Source organism: Streptomyces sp. NPDC058274 (genome assembly GCF_042881375.1).
Lineage (GTDB): Bacteria > Actinomycetota > Actinomycetes > Streptomycetales > Streptomycetaceae > Streptomyces.
The window spans coordinates 160628-176639 of record NZ_JBHVXW010000002.1; the positions used below are offsets into that span (position 1 = coordinate 160628).

Here is a 16012-nt window from a genome sequence, read left to right on the forward strand (position 1 = left end):
TCCGCGGCTCACCTGGCCCCCCGCCTCAGGTGAGCGGCGGGGGCGCGGCGTCGGCTGCCCCAGGTGGGCCCGCGACGCGGCGTCGGCTGCCTCAGGTGGGCCCACCAGCCGCGGCGTCGGCCGCCTCACGCGAGCCCACCAGACGCCGCGTCGGCTCAGCTGTCGCCCTCGCGTTCGCCCAGGGTCAGGTCGGCCGTGTGGGTCTTGCCGCCGCGGGTGTACGTGAGCTTGACGGTGTCACCGGGCTTGTGGGTCCAGATCTCGCCGATGAGAGTGGGGCCGCTGTCGATCACCATGTCGTCGAGCTTGGTGATGACGTCACCGGGCTTGAGGCCGGCCTTGGCGGCCGGGCCGCCGGACTCGACCGCGGCGGCGTTGTTCGCGCCCTGCTCGGTGATCTTCGCGCCGCCGGTGCCCTCCTCCAGGGAGACCGAGGCGCCGATCTTCGCGTACACCGGCTTGCCGGTCTTGATCAGCTGCTGGGCGACGTACTTCGCCTGGTTGACCGGGATCGCGAAGCCCAGGCCGATCGAGCCGGACTGGCTGGTGCCGCCCAGACCGCCGCCGCTCGACTGAATCGCGGAGTTGATGCCGATGACCGCGCCACCGGCGTCCAGGAGAGGGCCACCGGAGTTGCCCGGGTTGATCGACGCGTCGGTCTGCAGGGCGCTCATGTACGAGGCCTTGCTGCTGGCGCTGCCGTCGCTGGAGGCCACCGGGCGGTTCTTGGCGCTGATGATGCCCGTGGTCACGGTGTTGGACAGGCCGAAGGGCGCGCCGATCGCGATCGTCGAGTCGCCGACGGCCACCTTGTCGGAGTTGCCGAGCGCCAGGGGCTGCAGGTCCGAGGGCGCGTTCTTGAGCTTGATGACGGCGACGTCGTAACCCTGTGCGTGGCCGACCACTTCGGCGTTGTACTTCTTGCCGCTGGCGAAGGTCGCGGTGAGCTTGCCGCCGTCGACCGCGTCCGCCACGACGTGGTTGTTGGTGAGGATGTGGCCCTGCTTGTCGAACACGAAGCCCGTCCCGGTGCCGCCCTCGCCGCTGCTGCTCTCGGCCTCGATGGTGACGGTGCTCGGCAGGGCCTTGGCGGCCACGCCCGCGACCGTGCCCGCCTCGCGCTTGAGGTCGCCGCCGCTCTCGGAGGCGGACACCGTCGTGGAGCCCGAGGAGTCGTCGTTGTCCTTGGCCAGCGAGTAGCCGATACCGCCGCCGACGCCCCCCGCGACCAGCGCGGCCACGAGGATCGAGGCGACCAGACCACCGCGGCCGGACTTCGGCTTGGGCGCGGGCTGCTCGTAGGAGGAGCCCCAACCGGACCCCGAACCACCGCCGTCCGCGTACGACGGGACGGCGGGCGGAGGCGGCGGCCAGCCACCCTCGGGAACGGACGACGAGCCGGGCGCACCCTGCGCGTGCTCACCGAAGCCCTGCCCCTGACCCGGAGCACCATGCCCGTGCTCACCGAAGCCCTGCCCCTGACCCGGAGCACCATGCCCGTGCTCACCGAAGCCCTGACCCTGACCCTGCCCGGGGGCACCCGCTCCCGGGGCGGCGCCGGCGGCCGCGTAGGGCGCGCCCTGCGGTGCGGACACCAGGTCATGCTCCGACGCGCCGGGCGCACCCTGGGGCACCGCAGGGATCGGAGTCGTCGGCGCGCCGCCCTCGGGCGGGGCGTTCCTCGCGGAAGCAGCGGGAGCGTCCACCGGCACGGGAGGCGCGGACGGGGCCGGGGGTACCGCGGTGCCCTCGTTCTCGGTGCTCACAGCTCTTCTCCTCGATCCACGGCTGTTGTTCTCGGTCGCACTCGGTCACGCTCACTCACGCTTGTGGACGGGCCGGCGCGATTCAGCTGTGCATGTGCTTTTGTATGCCGTCAGCTTTTCCCACCGGCCGTCAGAGCACCATAAGCGGTCGCTGTGGGTCCGAGACCATCCTTTATATCGGACCTTTCTGACGAAACAGACGCATTCCCGACGTCTTCGCCTCCACGCGTACCCCGCGACGGTGGCACCATGACGCGGTGACCCTCGCACGACAGCATCCGATCCAAGTCGTTGCCCACCGCGGTGCCTCGGAAGAGGCTCCCGAGCACACTCTGGCCGCGTACCGGAAGGCCATCGAGGACGGCGCCGACGCCCTCGAGTGCGACGTACGGCTGACCGCGGACGGCCATCTCGTCTGCGTCCACGACCGCCGTGTCAACCGCACCTCCAACGGCCGCGGAGCGGTCTCCGCGCTGGAGCTCGCCGACCTCGCCGCCCTCGACTTCGGCTCGTGGAAGGGTCGTGACGAGGCCCCCGACTGGGAACACGGCCCCGGGGACCCGGAGGACACCTCCGTACTCACCCTGGAGCGGCTGCTCGAACTCGTCGCCGACGCCGGCCGCCGCGTGGAGCTGGCCATCGAGACCAAGCACCCCACCCGCTGGGCGGGCCAGGTCGAGGAGCGGCTGCTGCTCCTGCTGAAGCGCTTCGGCCTGGACGCCCCGGAGACGGCCGCCGAGTCGCCCGTACGCGTCATGAGTTTCTCGGCGCGCTCGCTGCACCGCGTCCGCGCCGCGTCCCCGACTTTGCCGACGGTCTATCTGCTGCAGTTCGTCTCACCCCGGTTGCGCGACGGAAGGCTTCCCGCCGGTGTCCGGATCGCAGGCCCTTCGATGCGGATCGTGCGGGGTCACCCCGGGTACATCGAGCGCCTCAAGCGGTCCGGTCACCAGGTGCACGTGTGGACCGTGAACGAGCCCGAGGACGTCGATCTCTGCGTTGACCTGGGCGTCGACGCCATCATCACCAACCGTCCGCGCGCCGTGCTGCACCAGTTGGGCCGCTGACCGGACCGAGATCACCCCGAATTCCGGCCACCGGAAATCCGTCGAAAACCGGCCACGCGATTACAGGGAGTGCACCGGCGCGTTCGGTCCGTATTCGATCGTTACGAGTGCGTCAGAGGACGTGGGTTGGCCGGTTTCCGGTCCAGTCCAAAGGGGCATTCACACCGTGGCGTGGGGCAAAGGAGGTCTCGGGGGTGGCGTTGGTGGTGGCACAGGAGGTGCCCGCGTCGTCGAGCATGGCCGTTCCCCATGGCCCTGCGGGCGTAGGGGCAGCGAGACACCGGATGCGGGACCAGCTGCGTACCGGTGGCGTCGCGGAAGCGGTCATCGACGACGCCGTTCTGATCCTTTCCGAACTATTGAGCAACGCCTGCCGGCACGGCAGGCCACTCGGCGACGCCCTGGCCGGCGACGGCGACGTACGCGCCGCATGGCGCGTCGACACGGCGGGCCGTCTCACGGTTGAGGTCACGGACGGCGGTGGTCCGACCCGCCCGGTTCCGGCCACGCCTTCGGTCACCGCGCGCGGGGGCCGTGGGCTGAACATCATCACGGCACTCGCCAAGGACTGGGGCGTCCGGGACGACACCCGCGGTGAGGTCACGGTGTGGGTCGTCGTCCAGGACGACGTCGGGACCGCGCACCGCCGTGACGATTTCGCTACGCGCGTCGCGTCCCCGTCCGTGTCCACCGCGATACCCGAGCTGAGTCTGGTGGACGCCTTCGAGGACGTGGACTGAGCCCACCGGCCGAGACCGACTCGCCCCAGCCTGCTCGTTCCGGACCACTCGACCCGGCACGCACCGCACGGACGTGGCCCGGGTGACCCCGGACCGAGCACCGCCCGCGGGACCACGGGACGATGCGGTGCGTTGTCCACAGGGTCCCGTCGGCCCTCGTACGAACGGCTAGGCTCGCGCCCGTACAGGACGAGCCGTAACCGGGAGACACCCACGATGGCCAAGAAGCGTTCCCAGACGAAGGCCAAGCAGCCTCAGCTGAAAGACGGGGAGATCCCGGTCGTCGGCGCTCGCGAGCCCTGCCCCTGCGGCAGCGGCCGGCGCTACAAGGCCTGTCACGGCCGGGCGGCCGCCCACGCGGTGACGGAGCTGGTGCAGCGCCCGTTCGAGAGCCTGCCGGGCGAGGGCGACTGGATCGCCCTGCGCGAGCTGGTGCCCGCGGCGACCGTCGAGCTGAAGCTCAAGGAGAGCCTCCCCGACGGCGTCCCCTCGGTGACGCTCGCCACCGTGCTGCCGATGGCGTGGCCCGCGCTGCGCCGCGACGACGGCTCGGTCCTCCTCGGCCTGCAGAACGACACGGCGTCCGGCGACATCAGCCGCGACCTCGCCGACACCCTCCAGCGCGCGCTCACGGCAGAGCCCGGCACACCGGTCGAGGGCCGCCGCGCCCCCGCCGACGGTCCGCGGCTGCAGGATCTGCTCGACCCCCAAGGCGCGTTCGAGCCAGTTGTGCACGCGGGCTTCGAATTCTGGGTTCCCGACGCGGAGAACGCGACACCGGAAGTGACCGCGTCCCTGGAGCGGGCCAACGCGGCCGCCATCCCGACCGTCAAGCTCGCCGGCGTCGACGCGGCCTACTGGTGCGAGACCCCGGACAAGAACCACCTGCGCTGGGTCATGCCGTACGCCGAGGAGCACCTTCTGGACGCCCTCGCGCGGCTGCACGCGGCAGGCCGCTCCAGCCTCGGCGAGGGCACGCGTCTCGTCGGTTCCTTCCGGGCACACGGCCTGACGGTGCCGGTCTGGGATCTGCCGACCGGCGTCACGGCCGACGACATCGAGAAGCCGGCCGCCGAGTTCGCCGAGCGCCTCACGGCCGCTCTCGCGGCGGACACCCCGCTCAGTGCGGACGAGCGACGCGCGCGCGGCGGCCTGACCAACCGACAGGTCACGCTCAGCTGACACACAGGTTCGCACTGAACGGCCGGTCAGCTGGTCGAGGTCCGGCGAATCGGGTGACTCCTGTCACAACTCCCAGTTGTGACAGGCAAATCCGTGTCCGAATAGCCGAGATCGAATTTGCGAAAAGCCGATCTCTTGTTACCGTTCCATTAGCCCGGTTGCTGGTGCATCCCCCGTCGCCAGCAACCGGGTCTTTTCATGTGCGCAGCCCGGCCCTCGGCGCCAACGCGCCTACGAGCGGCGAGAGTTGCTGCCCGACCGCAGCAGAAGCGGTCCACGCCCGGCCCCCTCCGCGAACTCCGCGACCGCCGTGTACGCCGCCGGCTCGCCCGCTGTGTGCCGCCGCGGTGTCTCGCACATACCCGGCTCGTCACCGGCGCCCACCGCGCAGTACATCTGCACGGTGCGGCCATCGGGCTCCATGAGACTCAGTGCGGAACTCAGCTCGTCGCCCGTCGCGTTGCGGTAGTAGGTACGCGCCCAGGTGTCCTCACCCTGCGTCAGCACACACGTCTGCGCCTCGATCCCGTCGGGGGAGGAGAGTTCGGGCCCACAGCGGGCGGCGGTGGCGAGCCCGAGGCCGAGCAGCAGGGGTGAGCGCCCGGGTTCGGGGACCGTCCCCTTGCTGTCGCCGCGCCCGTCCCGGTACTCGTTGCCGTGCCCGCCCCCGAGTTCGTCGTGCCGGCCGTCGTGTCCTGATGCACGTACGGCCGCAGGACCGCCGTCGCCGACGGGTCCTGCGGATGCCACGGCCAGCGGAAGAGCCACCGTGACCGCCACTACGCCCGCGAGTGCGAGCAGGCGAAGGTTCATGAGGGGAAGATAAGGGGCGGGGCGGGCGCCCGGTTCACCGCGCGCCCGACACCCCTACAACTCGGGCGCGCTCACACCCGTACGAGTGAGCGCTTCGACCACCGCGTCCACGACGGCCTCCACATCCGGCACCCACGGCACGGCCGAACCGGGCAGCGGAGCCCGCTCCCAGCGGACCTGGCCCTGGCCGGTCTCGGACGGCGGCAGCGCGATGTAGCCGCCCTCTCCGTGGAAGCGGAGGGAGCCGGGGACGTAGTCCTTGGCGTACAGCAGCTCGCCGAGCTGCTCCAGGGAGTACGGCGCGACGAGGATCGCCCACCGCGAGGGGGAGGCGACGACCGGGCCGAGACGCATCCCCATGTGGTCGAGGGCGTCGAGGGCGCGGGCGGCGGCGAGAGCCGGCAGGCTCACCGCGCAGGGAGCCGTGCCTCCGGTGGCCAGCACGATCGGTGCCGATGGCCGGTTGTTCCACCACCAGCGCACCATGCGCTCGTCGGTGGTGGCCGCGAGGAGGCCGGGGTCGAAGGGGTGGGCACCTGGCACCGTGCACTCCGGGTCGGGGCATGCGCAGCCGGCCCGCCCTCGCGGATCCGGTGCCACACCCGGGAGTACGGGCCACTGCCATTGGGTAGCGAAGGTCAGGGCCGCGCTGAGCATCTCAGGGCTCCTGCTGTTTCGCCTGGACAGGAGCCTGCGTCGCCTTCCGAGGATCTCGCGCATGAGCGCTCGTTCCTTTCCGTTGCACGCCTGGCAACACTGTGGATCACAATCACACCATGTGTCGATCTCTTCACTGTGCGTACCTGCTGGCGCATCACACCCCTGCACGAGGCAAGGGGAACCCCTATGGGCCGAGCGTTGGCTGCGTCGGCGTCCATACTGCGTCTATCAGAAGCAGGGGCATGGCGTGGGGTGGCGGCGCCTGGCGTTTGCCGTACCGAGTACTACTCGCCGCCTCCGCCACGGGAGGATGGGGCACGGTCGTCGGTGGTTAAGACGCCCGGGTCCGCTGCCAGGTTCCGGGCGGATCTCAACCGCCCCTGGCCTTCACCGAGTACGTACCCATCACGACCGCTGTGACGCTCCGTCGAGCTAGGCCAGTCGACCTCAATAACCCGTTACCCGAGGCAGTTTTAAGCCAACTTTGCTTTTCCGCAAGTGTCTCATGGACACCAGGAATCCCAGCAGGACAATGCTGGACATCCCCTCACGAGTGCGTGTACATGTGGAGACACTGCTAGCGGCGCAGAATGACATGGGGGTTTGCGATGCTATTGAGCAATACGCACCGGTCGGAAAGCCGGACACCATGAACGCCCCTCACCTCCCGAAAGTGGCCGGAATCGATTCCACGGTTCCCGCGCCCGCACACACTGTCGCGCCGACGCCTAGCGCCACGGGTACCCCATCAGCCACGTCTTCCACCGGCGCCGGAGCCGTTCTTCAAGATCGCCTCGCGGGCTGGGTCTCCGATCTCACGACCCTGCACGAACTCACCGAGCGTCTCGCGCGTACCGCGTCCCTGACCGACGCCCTCCAGGAGTTGCTGCGCGCCGGCGCCGCCCTCGTGGGCGCCCGGCGCGGCCTCGTCGTCCTGGAACCGCACGACGGGCTCGGCCCGGACACCACGATCGGCCTGGGCCTGGCCCGCGCGGATCTGGGGCACATCGAGACCGTCCCGCGCAGCTCCATGTCGTACGGGAAGATCCTGGACGGACTGCCGGGCGGCGAGGGCGAGATCGCCGAGCCCGATCTGTTCGCCGGGGACGGGCTCGATCCCCGCCACCGCGAAGTGGCCGCCCGGCTCGGCTACGCCGCGAGCTACGCACTCCCCCTGTCCACCGACGACGCGGGCCGGCTGGGCGCCGCCGTATGGCTCTACGACGAGCCCGCGGAGCCGGTCGAGCGCCAGCGTCACCTCATCGGGCTGTACGCCCGTTACGCGGCCGAGCACCTGGCACGCCTGACGGAACTGGAGCGCACGCGTGCGTGCATGACGACGATCTCCGAGGAGCTGCTTCCCCCGCGGCTGCCCCGGGTCTCCGGCGTCCAGCTCGCCGTCCGGCACCGCACCGGTCCGCGCGGCGGTGGCGACTGGTACGACGCGCTGCCGCTGCCCGACGCCGCCCTCGGACTCGCCGTCGGATCGGTCACCGGCTCCGGGCCCAGCGCGGTTGCCGCGATGGGCCGCCTCAGAGCGTCCCTGCGGGCGTACGCCGTGATGGAGGGCGAGGACCCCGTAGCCGTCCTGTCGGACCTCGAACTGCTGCTGCGGCTCACCGAGCCGGCCCGCTCCGCCACCGCCCTCTTCGCGTACTGCGAACCGGCCCTGCGCAAGATCACCCTCGCCGGGGCCGGACACAGCCCGCCCCTGGTGATCGGCGAGCGGCGCACCGAGTTCGTCGAGACGTCCCTGTCGGCTCCCCTGGGGATGCTCGCCTGCTGGGAGGCGCCGAGCGTCGAGCTGTGCGCCGAGCCGGGCGAGACGGTGCTCCTCTACACCGACGGACTGCTGCATCGCACCGGCGACCCCATGGACCGCGCCTTCGCCCGGCTGCACGCGGCCGCCGCGGGTGTGCCGCGGGCGCTGCGCGCCGATCCGGACGCGGTCGCCGACCACGTCCTGCGGAGTGTGCTGCCCGAGGGGCTCGACGAGGCGGACAGCGACGAGGACGTCGTCCTGCTGGCGGCGCGGTTCGAGTGAGCGCGCGGTAACAGGTCCTACGGCCCTGGGCCCCCTTCCGTACGACCGTACGATGGGGGGTGGTCCAGAGTCGTAACTAGGAGGCAGACCGTGTCGGAGGCGCTCACCCCGGAGACCCCGGAAGCCGTGCTCGACGAAGCCGCTGACGAAGCGGGCGAGGAAGAGCCGATCAAGCAGCGCAAGAACGGCCTGTACCCGGGCGTGTCCGACGAGCTCGCCGAGAACATGAAGTCCGGCTGGGCGGACACCGAGCTGCGCGGTCTGGAGCCGATCGCCCAGGCCGAGTACACCGCCGCCCGCCGTGCCGCGCTGTCCGCGCGCTTCCCGGGCGAGCGCCTGGTGATCCCCGCGGGCAACCTGAAGACCCGCTCGAACGACACGGAGTACGCCTTCCGCGCCTCGGTCGAGTACGCGTACCTCACCGGCAACCTGACCGAGGACGGCGTCCTGGTCCTGGAGCCGGCCCGGAGCGGCGGCCACCAGGCGACGATCTACCTGCTGCCGCGCTCCGACCGCGAGAACGGCGAGTTCTGGCTGTCCGGACAGGGCGAGCTGTGGGTCGGCCGCCGCCACTCACTGGCCGAGGCCGAGCAGCTGTACGGCATCCCGGCCTCGGACGTGCGGGAGCTCGCCGGCGCGCTGCGCGAGGCCACCGGCCCGGTCCGGGTCGTCCGCGGCCATGACGCCGGCATCGAGGCGGCGCTCACCGACAAGGTGACCGCCGAGCGCGACGAGGAGCTGCGGGTCTTCCTGTCGGAGGCGCGGCTGGTCAAGGACGAGTTCGAGGCCGGCGAGCTGCAGAAGGCCGTCGACTCGACCGTGCGCGGCTTCGAGGACGTCGTGAAGGTCCTGGACAAGGCCGAGGCGACCAGCGAGCGCTACATCGAGGGCACGTTCTTCCTGCGCGCCCGCGTCGAGGGCAACGACATCGGCTACGGCTCGATCTGCGCCGCGGGACCGCACGCGTGCACGCTGCACTGGGTGCGCAACGACGGCCCGGTCCGCTCCGGCGACCTGCTCCTGCTGGACGCGGGCGTGGAGACGCACACGCTCTACACCGCGGACGTCACGCGCACGCTGCCGGTCAACGGCACGTACACCGAGATCCAGAAGAAGATCTACGACGCCGTGTACGAGGCCCAGGAGGCCGGTATCGCGGCCGTGCAGCCGGGTGCCAAGTACCGCGACTTCCACGACGCCGCGCAGCACGTGCTGACCGAGAAGCTCGTCGAGTGGGGTCTGGTCGAGGGTCCCGTGGAGCGCGTCCTGGAGCTGGGCCTCCAGCGCCGCTGGACGCTGCACGGCACGGGTCACATGCTCGGCATGGACGTCCACGACTGCGCGGCCGCCCGCACCGAGACGTACGTCGACGGCACGCTGGAGCCGGGCATGTGCCTGACCGTCGAGCCGGGCCTGTACTTCCAGGCGGACGACCTGACCGTCCCCGAGGAGTACCGCGGCATCGGCGTCCGCATCGAGGACGACATCCTGGTCACCGAGAACGGCAACCGGAACCTGTCGGCGGGGCTGCCGCGCCGCTCCGACGAGGTCGAGGCCTGGATGGCGTCCCTGAAGGGCTAGAAAGTGCCCGTCAACGGCTGATGACGGGCGGTACGACACGGACGGCCGGGTACCGGTGGGGTACCCGGCCATTCGTGTGTCCAGTGTCCAGTGATGTCCAGTGGTGACCAGGCGTTTCTAGGGGGCGGCTTTTCGTGGAGGACTTCTGGTCCGGCGTCGGTGTGGATCTGCATCTGCATCTGGAGCCGGACGGGGTGAACGGACGCAGGGCGGGGCTCGAACGGGCGCTGCGGGACGCCGTGCGCGACGGACGCCTCATACCGGGCACGCGCCTGCCTGCCACCCGGCGGCTCGCCACCGAGCTGGGCATATCCCGGGGGACGGCGAAGGCGGCGTACGACCAGCTCGTCGCCGAGGGCTACTTGAGGGCGCGGCAGGGCTCCGGCACCGAGGTGGCCGCGCTGCCGACGGACGGCGTGTCGCCCGCTGTGGGGGCTCCACGCGTGCGTGCACCCCGTTTCGACCTGCGCCCCGGCAGCCCGGACGTCGGTGCGTTCCCGGCGGCGGCCTGGCTGCGGGCGCTGCGGCGCGCGATCGCGACCGCACCCTCCCTGGCCTACGACTACGGGGATCCGCGCGGCCGCATCGAACTGCGGACGGCCCTCTCCGGATACCTGGGACGGGCCCGCGGCGTCACCGCACCGCCCGAGCGGATCGTGATCACTTCCGGATACGTGCAGGGACTCGCGCTCCTCACGCGGGTGCTGGACGGCGGAGTGGTCGCGATGGAGGATCCCGGGCTGCCGTTCCACCGGAATGTGGTGCGGCGGGGCGGCGGGCAGGTGGTGCCGCTGGCCGTCGACGAACGCGGCGCCTGTGCTGGGCAGTTGACCGACGAGGACGCGGTGGTCGTCACTCCCGCCCATCAGTACCCGACCGGCGTGACCCTGCACCCCGAGCGGCGGCGGGCGCTCACCGACTGGGCACGCGCGCGTGGCGGGCTGATCGTCGAGGACGACTACGACGGGGAGTTCCGTTACGACCGGCAGCCCGTCGGCGCGCTCCAGGGGATGGCGCCGGGACATGTCGCCTACCTGGGCACGGCCTCGAAGACCCTCGGCCCGGCGCTGCGGCTCGGCTGGATGGTGCTGCCCCCGGACCTGGTCGACGCGGTGGCCGACGTCAAGCTGCACAGCGATCATCACACCGAGACCATCGGTCAGTTGGCACTCGCCGAGATGATCACCAGCCATGCGTACGACCGGCATGTGCGCGCCTCCCGGCTGCGGTACCGACGGCGCCGGGACCAGCTTCTCGACCGGCTGGGGGCGCGTTGGAGCGTGCGCGGGATCGCGGCGGGGCTGCATGCGTTGGTGGAGGTGCCGGACGAGGCCGAGGTGCTGGCACTGGCCGAACGGGAGGGGCTCGCGGTCGGGCACCTCGGCGACCACTGGCACGCGACGGCCGAGGACCGGCCGCAAGGGCTGGTGGTCGGGTACGGGACGCCTCGGGAGCGGGTGTATCCCGAGGCGTTGGAGGTGCTGGGAGGGGTGTTGGGGGAGGTTGGGCGGGTGGAGCGGGGGCGTTGAGGGGGGTCGAGTGCGGGCCTGAGAGGGATCGGCTGCGGACGGGCGCGGGCCCGGCCGGACAGGGACCGGGTGCCGGCCAGGCAGGGACCCGGTGCCGACCAGGCAGGGACCCGGTGCCGATCAGGCAGGGACCCGGTGCCGGCCCGGCAGGGACGGGGTCCGGCATGACGGATGTCATGGGCGGGCATGAATTGGGTCATGAAAAGGCGTGATAATTGGGCCTGTTGAGCGACCCACCCGGCCCGTAGCGTCGAAGACATGACGAAACGCGCCGCACGCTCCAGGGACCGGGCGAACGACACCGGTCGCGGTTTCACGGACGCCTCCGCTCACGGCTTCGCGGCCGCCACCGCTCGCGGCTTCGCGGCCGCCACCGCTCGCGGTCTCACGGACGACACCAATCACGGCCTCACGGACGCCACCACTCGCGGTCTCGTGAAGGAGACCGCCGGTGGCTTCGCGAAAGAAACCGCCGGTGGCTTCGCGAGCCGGACTGCGAGCGGCGGCAGGCCCGCCAAGGCGAGTCGGCTCTTGCCGCCCGCGGGTCCGCAGCGGGTGCTGGCACTCGCCCAGCTCAGCAACTCCGTAGGCGACGGCGCGTATTACGTCACCTCCGCTCTGTACTTCACCCATGTGGTCGGCCTGGCTCCCTCCCGGGTGGGACTGGGGCTGACCGTCGCGTGGGCGATCGGCTCGCTGGTGGGTGTGCCGCTGGGCCGGCTCGCCGACCGGCGCGGACCGCGCGGCACGGCGGTGCTGCTCGCGCTGGCGACCGCGCTGGCGGTCGCGTCCTTCCTGGTCGTGCGCGGCTTCGTCCCCTTCCTGCTCGCGGCATGCGCGTACGCGTCCGGGCACTCGGGGCTTGCGGCGGCCCGGCAGGCGCTGCTGGCCGGGCTGATACCGGCCGGGGAGCGGACGGGACTGCTCGCGCACCTCCAGTCGACGCTCAACGCCGGCCTGGCGGTGGGTGCCGGTCTGGGCGGACTCGCGCTGCACGCGGGGACGCGGGCCGCGTATCTCGGGGTCTTCGCGCTGGACGCGGTGAGTTTCCTGTTCTGCGCGGCGCTGCTGCTGCGGCTTCCTTCCGTGCCGTCCGTCGCGGTGCACCGCGATCGCGGACTCGGTGTCCTGCGCGACCGCCCGTACGCGCTCGTCACGCTGCTGAACACGGTCCTGCTGCTGCGGATGCCGTTGCTCAGCCTCGGCATCCCGCTGTGGATCACCGAGCGGACCGACGCGCCCGCCTGGCTGGTCTCCGCCCTGTTCGTGCTCAACACGGGTGCGGTGATGGCCTTCCAGGTGCGGATGGCCCGCGGCGTCACAGGCCTTTCGTCCGCCACGCGGGCGATACGGCGCTCCGGGTTCGTGATGCTGGCGTCGTGCGCGGTGTTCGCCCTCTCCGCCGGGACCGCGCCCTGGCTCGCGGCGGGGATTCTGGTGGTGGGCGCGCTCCTTCAGATCGCCGCCGAGATGCAGCAGTCCGCCGGTTCCTGGCAGCTGGCCTTCGACCTCGCCCCGGCCGACCGCACAGGCGAGTACCAGGGCTTCTTCGGCACCGGTGTCACGGTGGCCCGCACGCTGGGCCCCCTGGTTCTGACCGCCCTGCTCGTCGGCTGGGGAACCCCTGGATGGCTGCTTCTGGGCGGCGTGATGCTGGCCGCCTCGCTCGGGATGGGCCCGGCAGCGAGGTGGGCGGAGGCCCTGCGGGCCGACGAGCAGTCGTCGATACCGGCGGGCGTTCCCTCCACCGGGCCGCCGGCCCGGTCGGCGATAGCCGCGTAATACGGACCCGGCCGGCGGGTGGCCGCGCAACTCCAGGGCGGCCGACGACCCATGCCGCACGCAGGCACACACCGTTCCGTCGACGCACCCTGTCCCGCTGGCACTCAGCTATGCCGTCCCGCCGGCGTGCGCTCACGCAGTCACCAGGGGCGTGTCCTGGCGCCACTTGAGGATCTTGTCGAAGCTCACGACGGCCCCGCCGCGGCCCGGCTTGTTGCCGATGTGGACGTGGTCGGCGAGTTCGTGGATCAGACACAGCCCTCGGCCGTTCTCGGCTTCGCTGTGGACGGTGCGGACCGGGGGCCGGTGGGCGCACCTTCCCGCCGGGGCGGGGTCGAGCTCCTGGCGGAGACCGGACGGGAAACCGGGCCCGGAGTCGGTTACTTCGATGCGGCACGTCTCGCCGTCGAGATAGGCGGTGACCCGGTACGCCTCGGAGGGGCCGTTGGACGCGGTGCTCCCCCCGTGCTCGACGGCGTTGGCACAGGCCTCGCTGAGGGCGAGGGAAAGGTCGTACGAGACGTCGGGATCCACGCCCGCCGTCTCCATCGTGCCGAGTAACAGGCGCCGGGCGAGCGGGACGCTCGCAGCTTCGCGCCGCAAATGGAGTGACCACCAGATGCTCATGCTCCAGCCTCCCGGCCGCGGCTCGACATACCGTTACGTATTGCCGCCAGGACGGGTGTGCAATCGCCCGCACCCCGTGCTGCCGCCCGATCGGCGGATGCGCGGGCGCCCAGATCGGTGTATGTGGGGACACCGGAAATAGGCATATGCGTCGGCGACTCCCCCCGAAACGGCATCTTTCGGGCCGTAGGCCATCTTGCGGACCTGCCGTATGGGCCGGGTAAGGCCAGTGCGATGATGAGCCCGCCATGACTGCCCCCCACCAGCGTTCGGCGCGCTCCGGATGCGACCTCCGGGTTCTGCGGGCCGCGGTGTTCGCCGCGGTCTGCGTCGTGCTGGCCGCGGCAGGTCATGGGATCGCTTCCTGCGCCAGGATCCCGCTGTGGTCCATGGGCGCCGGATTCCTTGCGGTGTTCGCCGTGGCCGCCCCGTTGGCCGGGCGGGAGCGCTCGCTGCCGGGCATCGCCGCGGTCCTCGCGGTCGGCCAGACCGTGCTGCACACGCTCTTCGGGCTCGGGCAGCAGGGCATGTCGACGATGCCGGCGCCGGGCGGCACCTCGATGTCCGGGTCCATGGCGTCGTCCATGTCCGGGTCCATGTCCGCGTCGATGGCGTCCTCCATGTCGGACGCCTCACTCGTCGAGCGGGCGGCGCGGCTGGTGTGCGGAGCGGGGGCGGCGGCCATCAGCCCGGCGCAGGCCCAGCGGCTCCTCACCGACGCCCGGCTCGGCACGGGCACGACCGGCACCGGCGCCGGGACCGCGCAGCAGTCCATGCACCACTCCGCGGACGCCATGACGGCCGCCGGATCGTCGATGTCCGTGCTGCCGTCGCTGCCCATGCTGCTCGGCCACGTCCTCGCGGCCGTCGCCGCCGGATGGGTGCTGCGCCGCGGGGACATGGCGGTCCTGCGCCTCATGCGGCTCTCCGCCGAAGGCGTCGCGGAGACGGCGCTCGTACGGTCCCTGCGCGCGGCCCTCTCGCTGGTGCGCGCCCTGCGCGCGGGACTTCCGGGTACGCCCGGTACGGCACCGCGCGTGCCCCGCACCGCGCTGCCGGGACCGCCCCAGCCCCGTACCACCGCACTCCAGCACTCGGTGATCAGGCGCGGCCCGCCGTCGGACGCCGCGCTCGTCCTCGCTGCCTGACACGCCGCATCCCACCCCTCGCGGGGGCATTCCGTCGGAGAACCCTCCCTCGCGGGAGGACTGCCTTCGGAGCACGCCCTCGACGTGGTGGAGCACTCCGACCGGAGGGGATGCCGTCGTGCGGCACGCGCGCGTGCCCGCCTTTTCGGGCGCGCTCCCTGAGGGGCAACTCCGCGCACCCGCGCGCCCCTCTTCCTCACCGGACCATCGCTCACAGTGGAGTGTCTCTGCCATGAAGGCTTCCCGTATCGCCGCCTCCGGCGTCCTCGCCGCCTCGGCCGTCGTCGTCCTGTCCGCCCCCGCCTTCGCGCACGTCAGCGTGCAGCCGGAGGGCGTGGCCGCCAAGGGCGGTTACGCGACGATCGACTTCAAGGTCCCGAACGAGCGTGACGACGCCTCGACCACCAAGCTCGAGGTGAACTTCCCGACCGAGCACCCGCTCGCCTCGGTGATGCCCCAGCCCCTGGACGGCTGGAACGTGAAGGTCACCAAGTCGAAGCTGGCCAAGCCGCTCGAGATGCACGGCGAGAAGATCGACGAGGCCGTCACCAAGGTCACCTGGACGGCCACCGGCAAGGGCGTGGAGCCCGGCTTCTTCCAGAAGTTCCCGCTCTCCGTCGGCCAGCTCCCCGAGGACGCCGACCAGCTCGTCTTCAAGGCGATCCAGACGTACGACAACAAGGAGGTCGTGCGCTGGATCGAGCCCCAGAAGGAGGGCGCGGAGGAGCCCGAGAACCCGGCGCCCGCGCTCGCGCTGTCCGCCGCCTCCGAGGACGGCCACCACGGCTCCACCGCCGAGGACGCCTCCGCCGACTCCGCGTCGGCCGCCAAGGACACCGAGGCCACCGCGTCCTCCGACAGCAGTGACACCACCGCGCGCGTGCTGGCCATCGTCGGCATCGTCGTCGGCGCCGCGGGCGTGGCGTACGGCGTTCTGGCCGGTCGTCGGCGTACGAACGCCTGAGGCCCACCCGCTTGTCGGTGCGCACCGGGCGGTCTGCGACGTCGCCGTACCGGACCGGGTACGGCCCGGACGGCCCCCGGTGCGCACCGGAGCTCTCACATCTGGGACA

At 71.6% G+C, this 16012-nt stretch carries 13 protein-coding genes; 9 read left to right on the plus strand and 4 right to left on the minus strand.

Annotated features, from left to right (window positions below):
* Positions 1-155: 155 nt before the first annotated feature.
* Positions 156-1766, minus strand: coding sequence for a S1C family serine protease (locus tag ACFVYF_RS05210; RefSeq protein WP_389451021.1), 1611 nt, complete (start codon positions 1764-1766; stop codon positions 156-158).
* A gap of 257 nt (positions 1767-2023) precedes the next feature.
* Between ACFVYF_RS05210 and ACFVYF_RS05215 the strand changes: the two genes are divergently transcribed.
* From ACFVYF_RS05215 to ACFVYF_RS05225, 3 genes are all read left to right on the plus strand, one after another.
* On the plus strand, positions 2024-2833 hold the full coding sequence (locus ACFVYF_RS05215) for a glycerophosphodiester phosphodiesterase (RefSeq protein ID WP_389451024.1): 810 nt from the start codon (positions 2024-2026) through the stop codon (positions 2831-2833).
* A 107-nt stretch (positions 2834-2940) separates the two neighbouring features.
* The gene (locus ACFVYF_RS05220; RefSeq protein WP_389451027.1) at positions 2941-3573 is read left to right on the plus strand and encodes an ATP-binding protein; all 633 of its coding nucleotides are present in this window, start codon (positions 2941-2943) and stop codon (positions 3571-3573) included.
* Positions 3574-3789: 216 nt separating this feature from the next.
* Complete coding sequence (locus ACFVYF_RS05225; protein ID WP_389451030.1) at positions 3790-4755, plus strand: DUF5926 family protein; 966 nt, start codon at positions 3790-3792, stop codon at positions 4753-4755.
* A 231-nt stretch (positions 4756-4986) separates the two neighbouring features.
* Here the strand turns inward: ACFVYF_RS05225 and ACFVYF_RS05230 are convergent, their stop codons facing one another.
* Positions 4987-5568 carry a hypothetical protein gene (locus ACFVYF_RS05230; protein WP_389451033.1) on the minus strand — a complete coding sequence of 194 codons (582 nt, stop codon included), beginning with the start codon at positions 5566-5568 and terminating at the stop codon, positions 4987-4989.
* Positions 5569-5622: 54 nt separating this feature from the next.
* A complete protein-coding gene (locus ACFVYF_RS05235) occupies positions 5623-6288 on the minus strand; it encodes a bifunctional DNA primase/polymerase (protein ID WP_389451036.1) in 666 nt (221 codons plus the stop codon).
* Positions 6289-6760: 472 nt separating this feature from the next.
* Between ACFVYF_RS05235 and ACFVYF_RS05240 the strand changes: the two genes are divergently transcribed.
* The 4 genes from ACFVYF_RS05240 (at position 6761) to ACFVYF_RS05255 (ending at position 13164) form a co-directional block, all read left to right on the plus strand.
* Positions 6761-8272 (plus strand): PP2C family protein-serine/threonine phosphatase, encoded by a 1512-nt coding sequence (locus ACFVYF_RS05240; RefSeq protein WP_389451039.1) that lies wholly within the window; start codon positions 6761-6763, stop codon positions 8270-8272.
* A gap of 90 nt (positions 8273-8362) precedes the next feature.
* Entirely contained in the window at positions 8363-9853 is a 1491-nt protein-coding gene (locus ACFVYF_RS05245) for an aminopeptidase P family protein (protein WP_389451042.1), read from the plus strand.
* A gap of 134 nt (positions 9854-9987) precedes the next feature.
* Positions 9988-11382, plus strand: coding sequence for a PLP-dependent aminotransferase family protein (locus ACFVYF_RS05250; protein WP_389451045.1), 1395 nt, complete (start codon positions 9988-9990; stop codon positions 11380-11382).
* A gap of 258 nt (positions 11383-11640) precedes the next feature.
* The gene (locus tag ACFVYF_RS05255; RefSeq protein WP_389451048.1) at positions 11641-13164 is read left to right on the plus strand and encodes an MFS transporter; all 1524 of its coding nucleotides are present in this window, start codon (positions 11641-11643) and stop codon (positions 13162-13164) included.
* 132 nt (positions 13165-13296) lie between these two features.
* Here ACFVYF_RS05255 and ACFVYF_RS05260 read toward each other — a convergent pair whose 3' ends face one another.
* Positions 13297-13791: an ATP-binding protein gene (locus ACFVYF_RS05260; protein ID WP_389451051.1), complete on the minus strand. Its 495-nt coding sequence runs from the start codon at positions 13789-13791 to the stop codon at positions 13297-13299.
* A gap of 248 nt (positions 13792-14039) precedes the next feature.
* On the opposite strand from ACFVYF_RS05260, the gene ACFVYF_RS05265 reads away from it, so the two are divergent.
* Both ACFVYF_RS05265 and ACFVYF_RS05270 read left to right on the plus strand, forming a co-directional pair.
* The gene (locus tag ACFVYF_RS05265; protein WP_389451054.1) at positions 14040-14939 is read left to right on the plus strand and encodes a hypothetical protein; all 900 of its coding nucleotides are present in this window, start codon (positions 14040-14042) and stop codon (positions 14937-14939) included.
* Positions 14940-15171: 232 nt separating this feature from the next.
* On the plus strand, positions 15172-15903 hold the full coding sequence (locus tag ACFVYF_RS05270; protein ID WP_389451057.1) for a YcnI family protein: 732 nt from the start codon (positions 15172-15174) through the stop codon (positions 15901-15903).
* Positions 15904-16012 lie beyond the last annotated feature (109 nt).

Bases quoted from the DNA above. Each gene is read 5' to 3' on its own strand.
- ACFVYF_RS05265 (WP_389451054.1), top strand. From the start codon at position 14,040: ATGACTGCCCCCCACCAGCGTTCGGCGCGCTCCGGATGCGACCTCCGG.
- ACFVYF_RS05225 (WP_389451030.1), top strand. From the start codon at position 3,790: ATGGCCAAGAAGCGTTCCCAGACGAAGGCCAAGCAGCCTCAGCTGAAA.
- ACFVYF_RS05260 (WP_389451051.1), bottom strand. From the start codon at position 13,791: ATGAGCATCTGGTGGTCACTCCATTTGCGGCGCGAAGCTGCGAGCGTC.
- ACFVYF_RS05240 (WP_389451039.1), top strand. From the start codon at position 6,761: ATGCTGGACATCCCCTCACGAGTGCGTGTACATGTGGAGACACTGCTA.
- ACFVYF_RS05230 (WP_389451033.1), bottom strand. From the start codon at position 5,568: ATGAACCTTCGCCTGCTCGCACTCGCGGGCGTAGTGGCGGTCACGGTG.
- ACFVYF_RS05255 (WP_389451048.1), top strand. From the start codon at position 11,641: ATGACGAAACGCGCCGCACGCTCCAGGGACCGGGCGAACGACACCGGT.
- ACFVYF_RS05235 (WP_389451036.1), bottom strand. From the start codon at position 6,288: ATGCGCGAGATCCTCGGAAGGCGACGCAGGCTCCTGTCCAGGCGAAAC.
- ACFVYF_RS05270 (WP_389451057.1), top strand. From the start codon at position 15,172: ATGAAGGCTTCCCGTATCGCCGCCTCCGGCGTCCTCGCCGCCTCGGCC.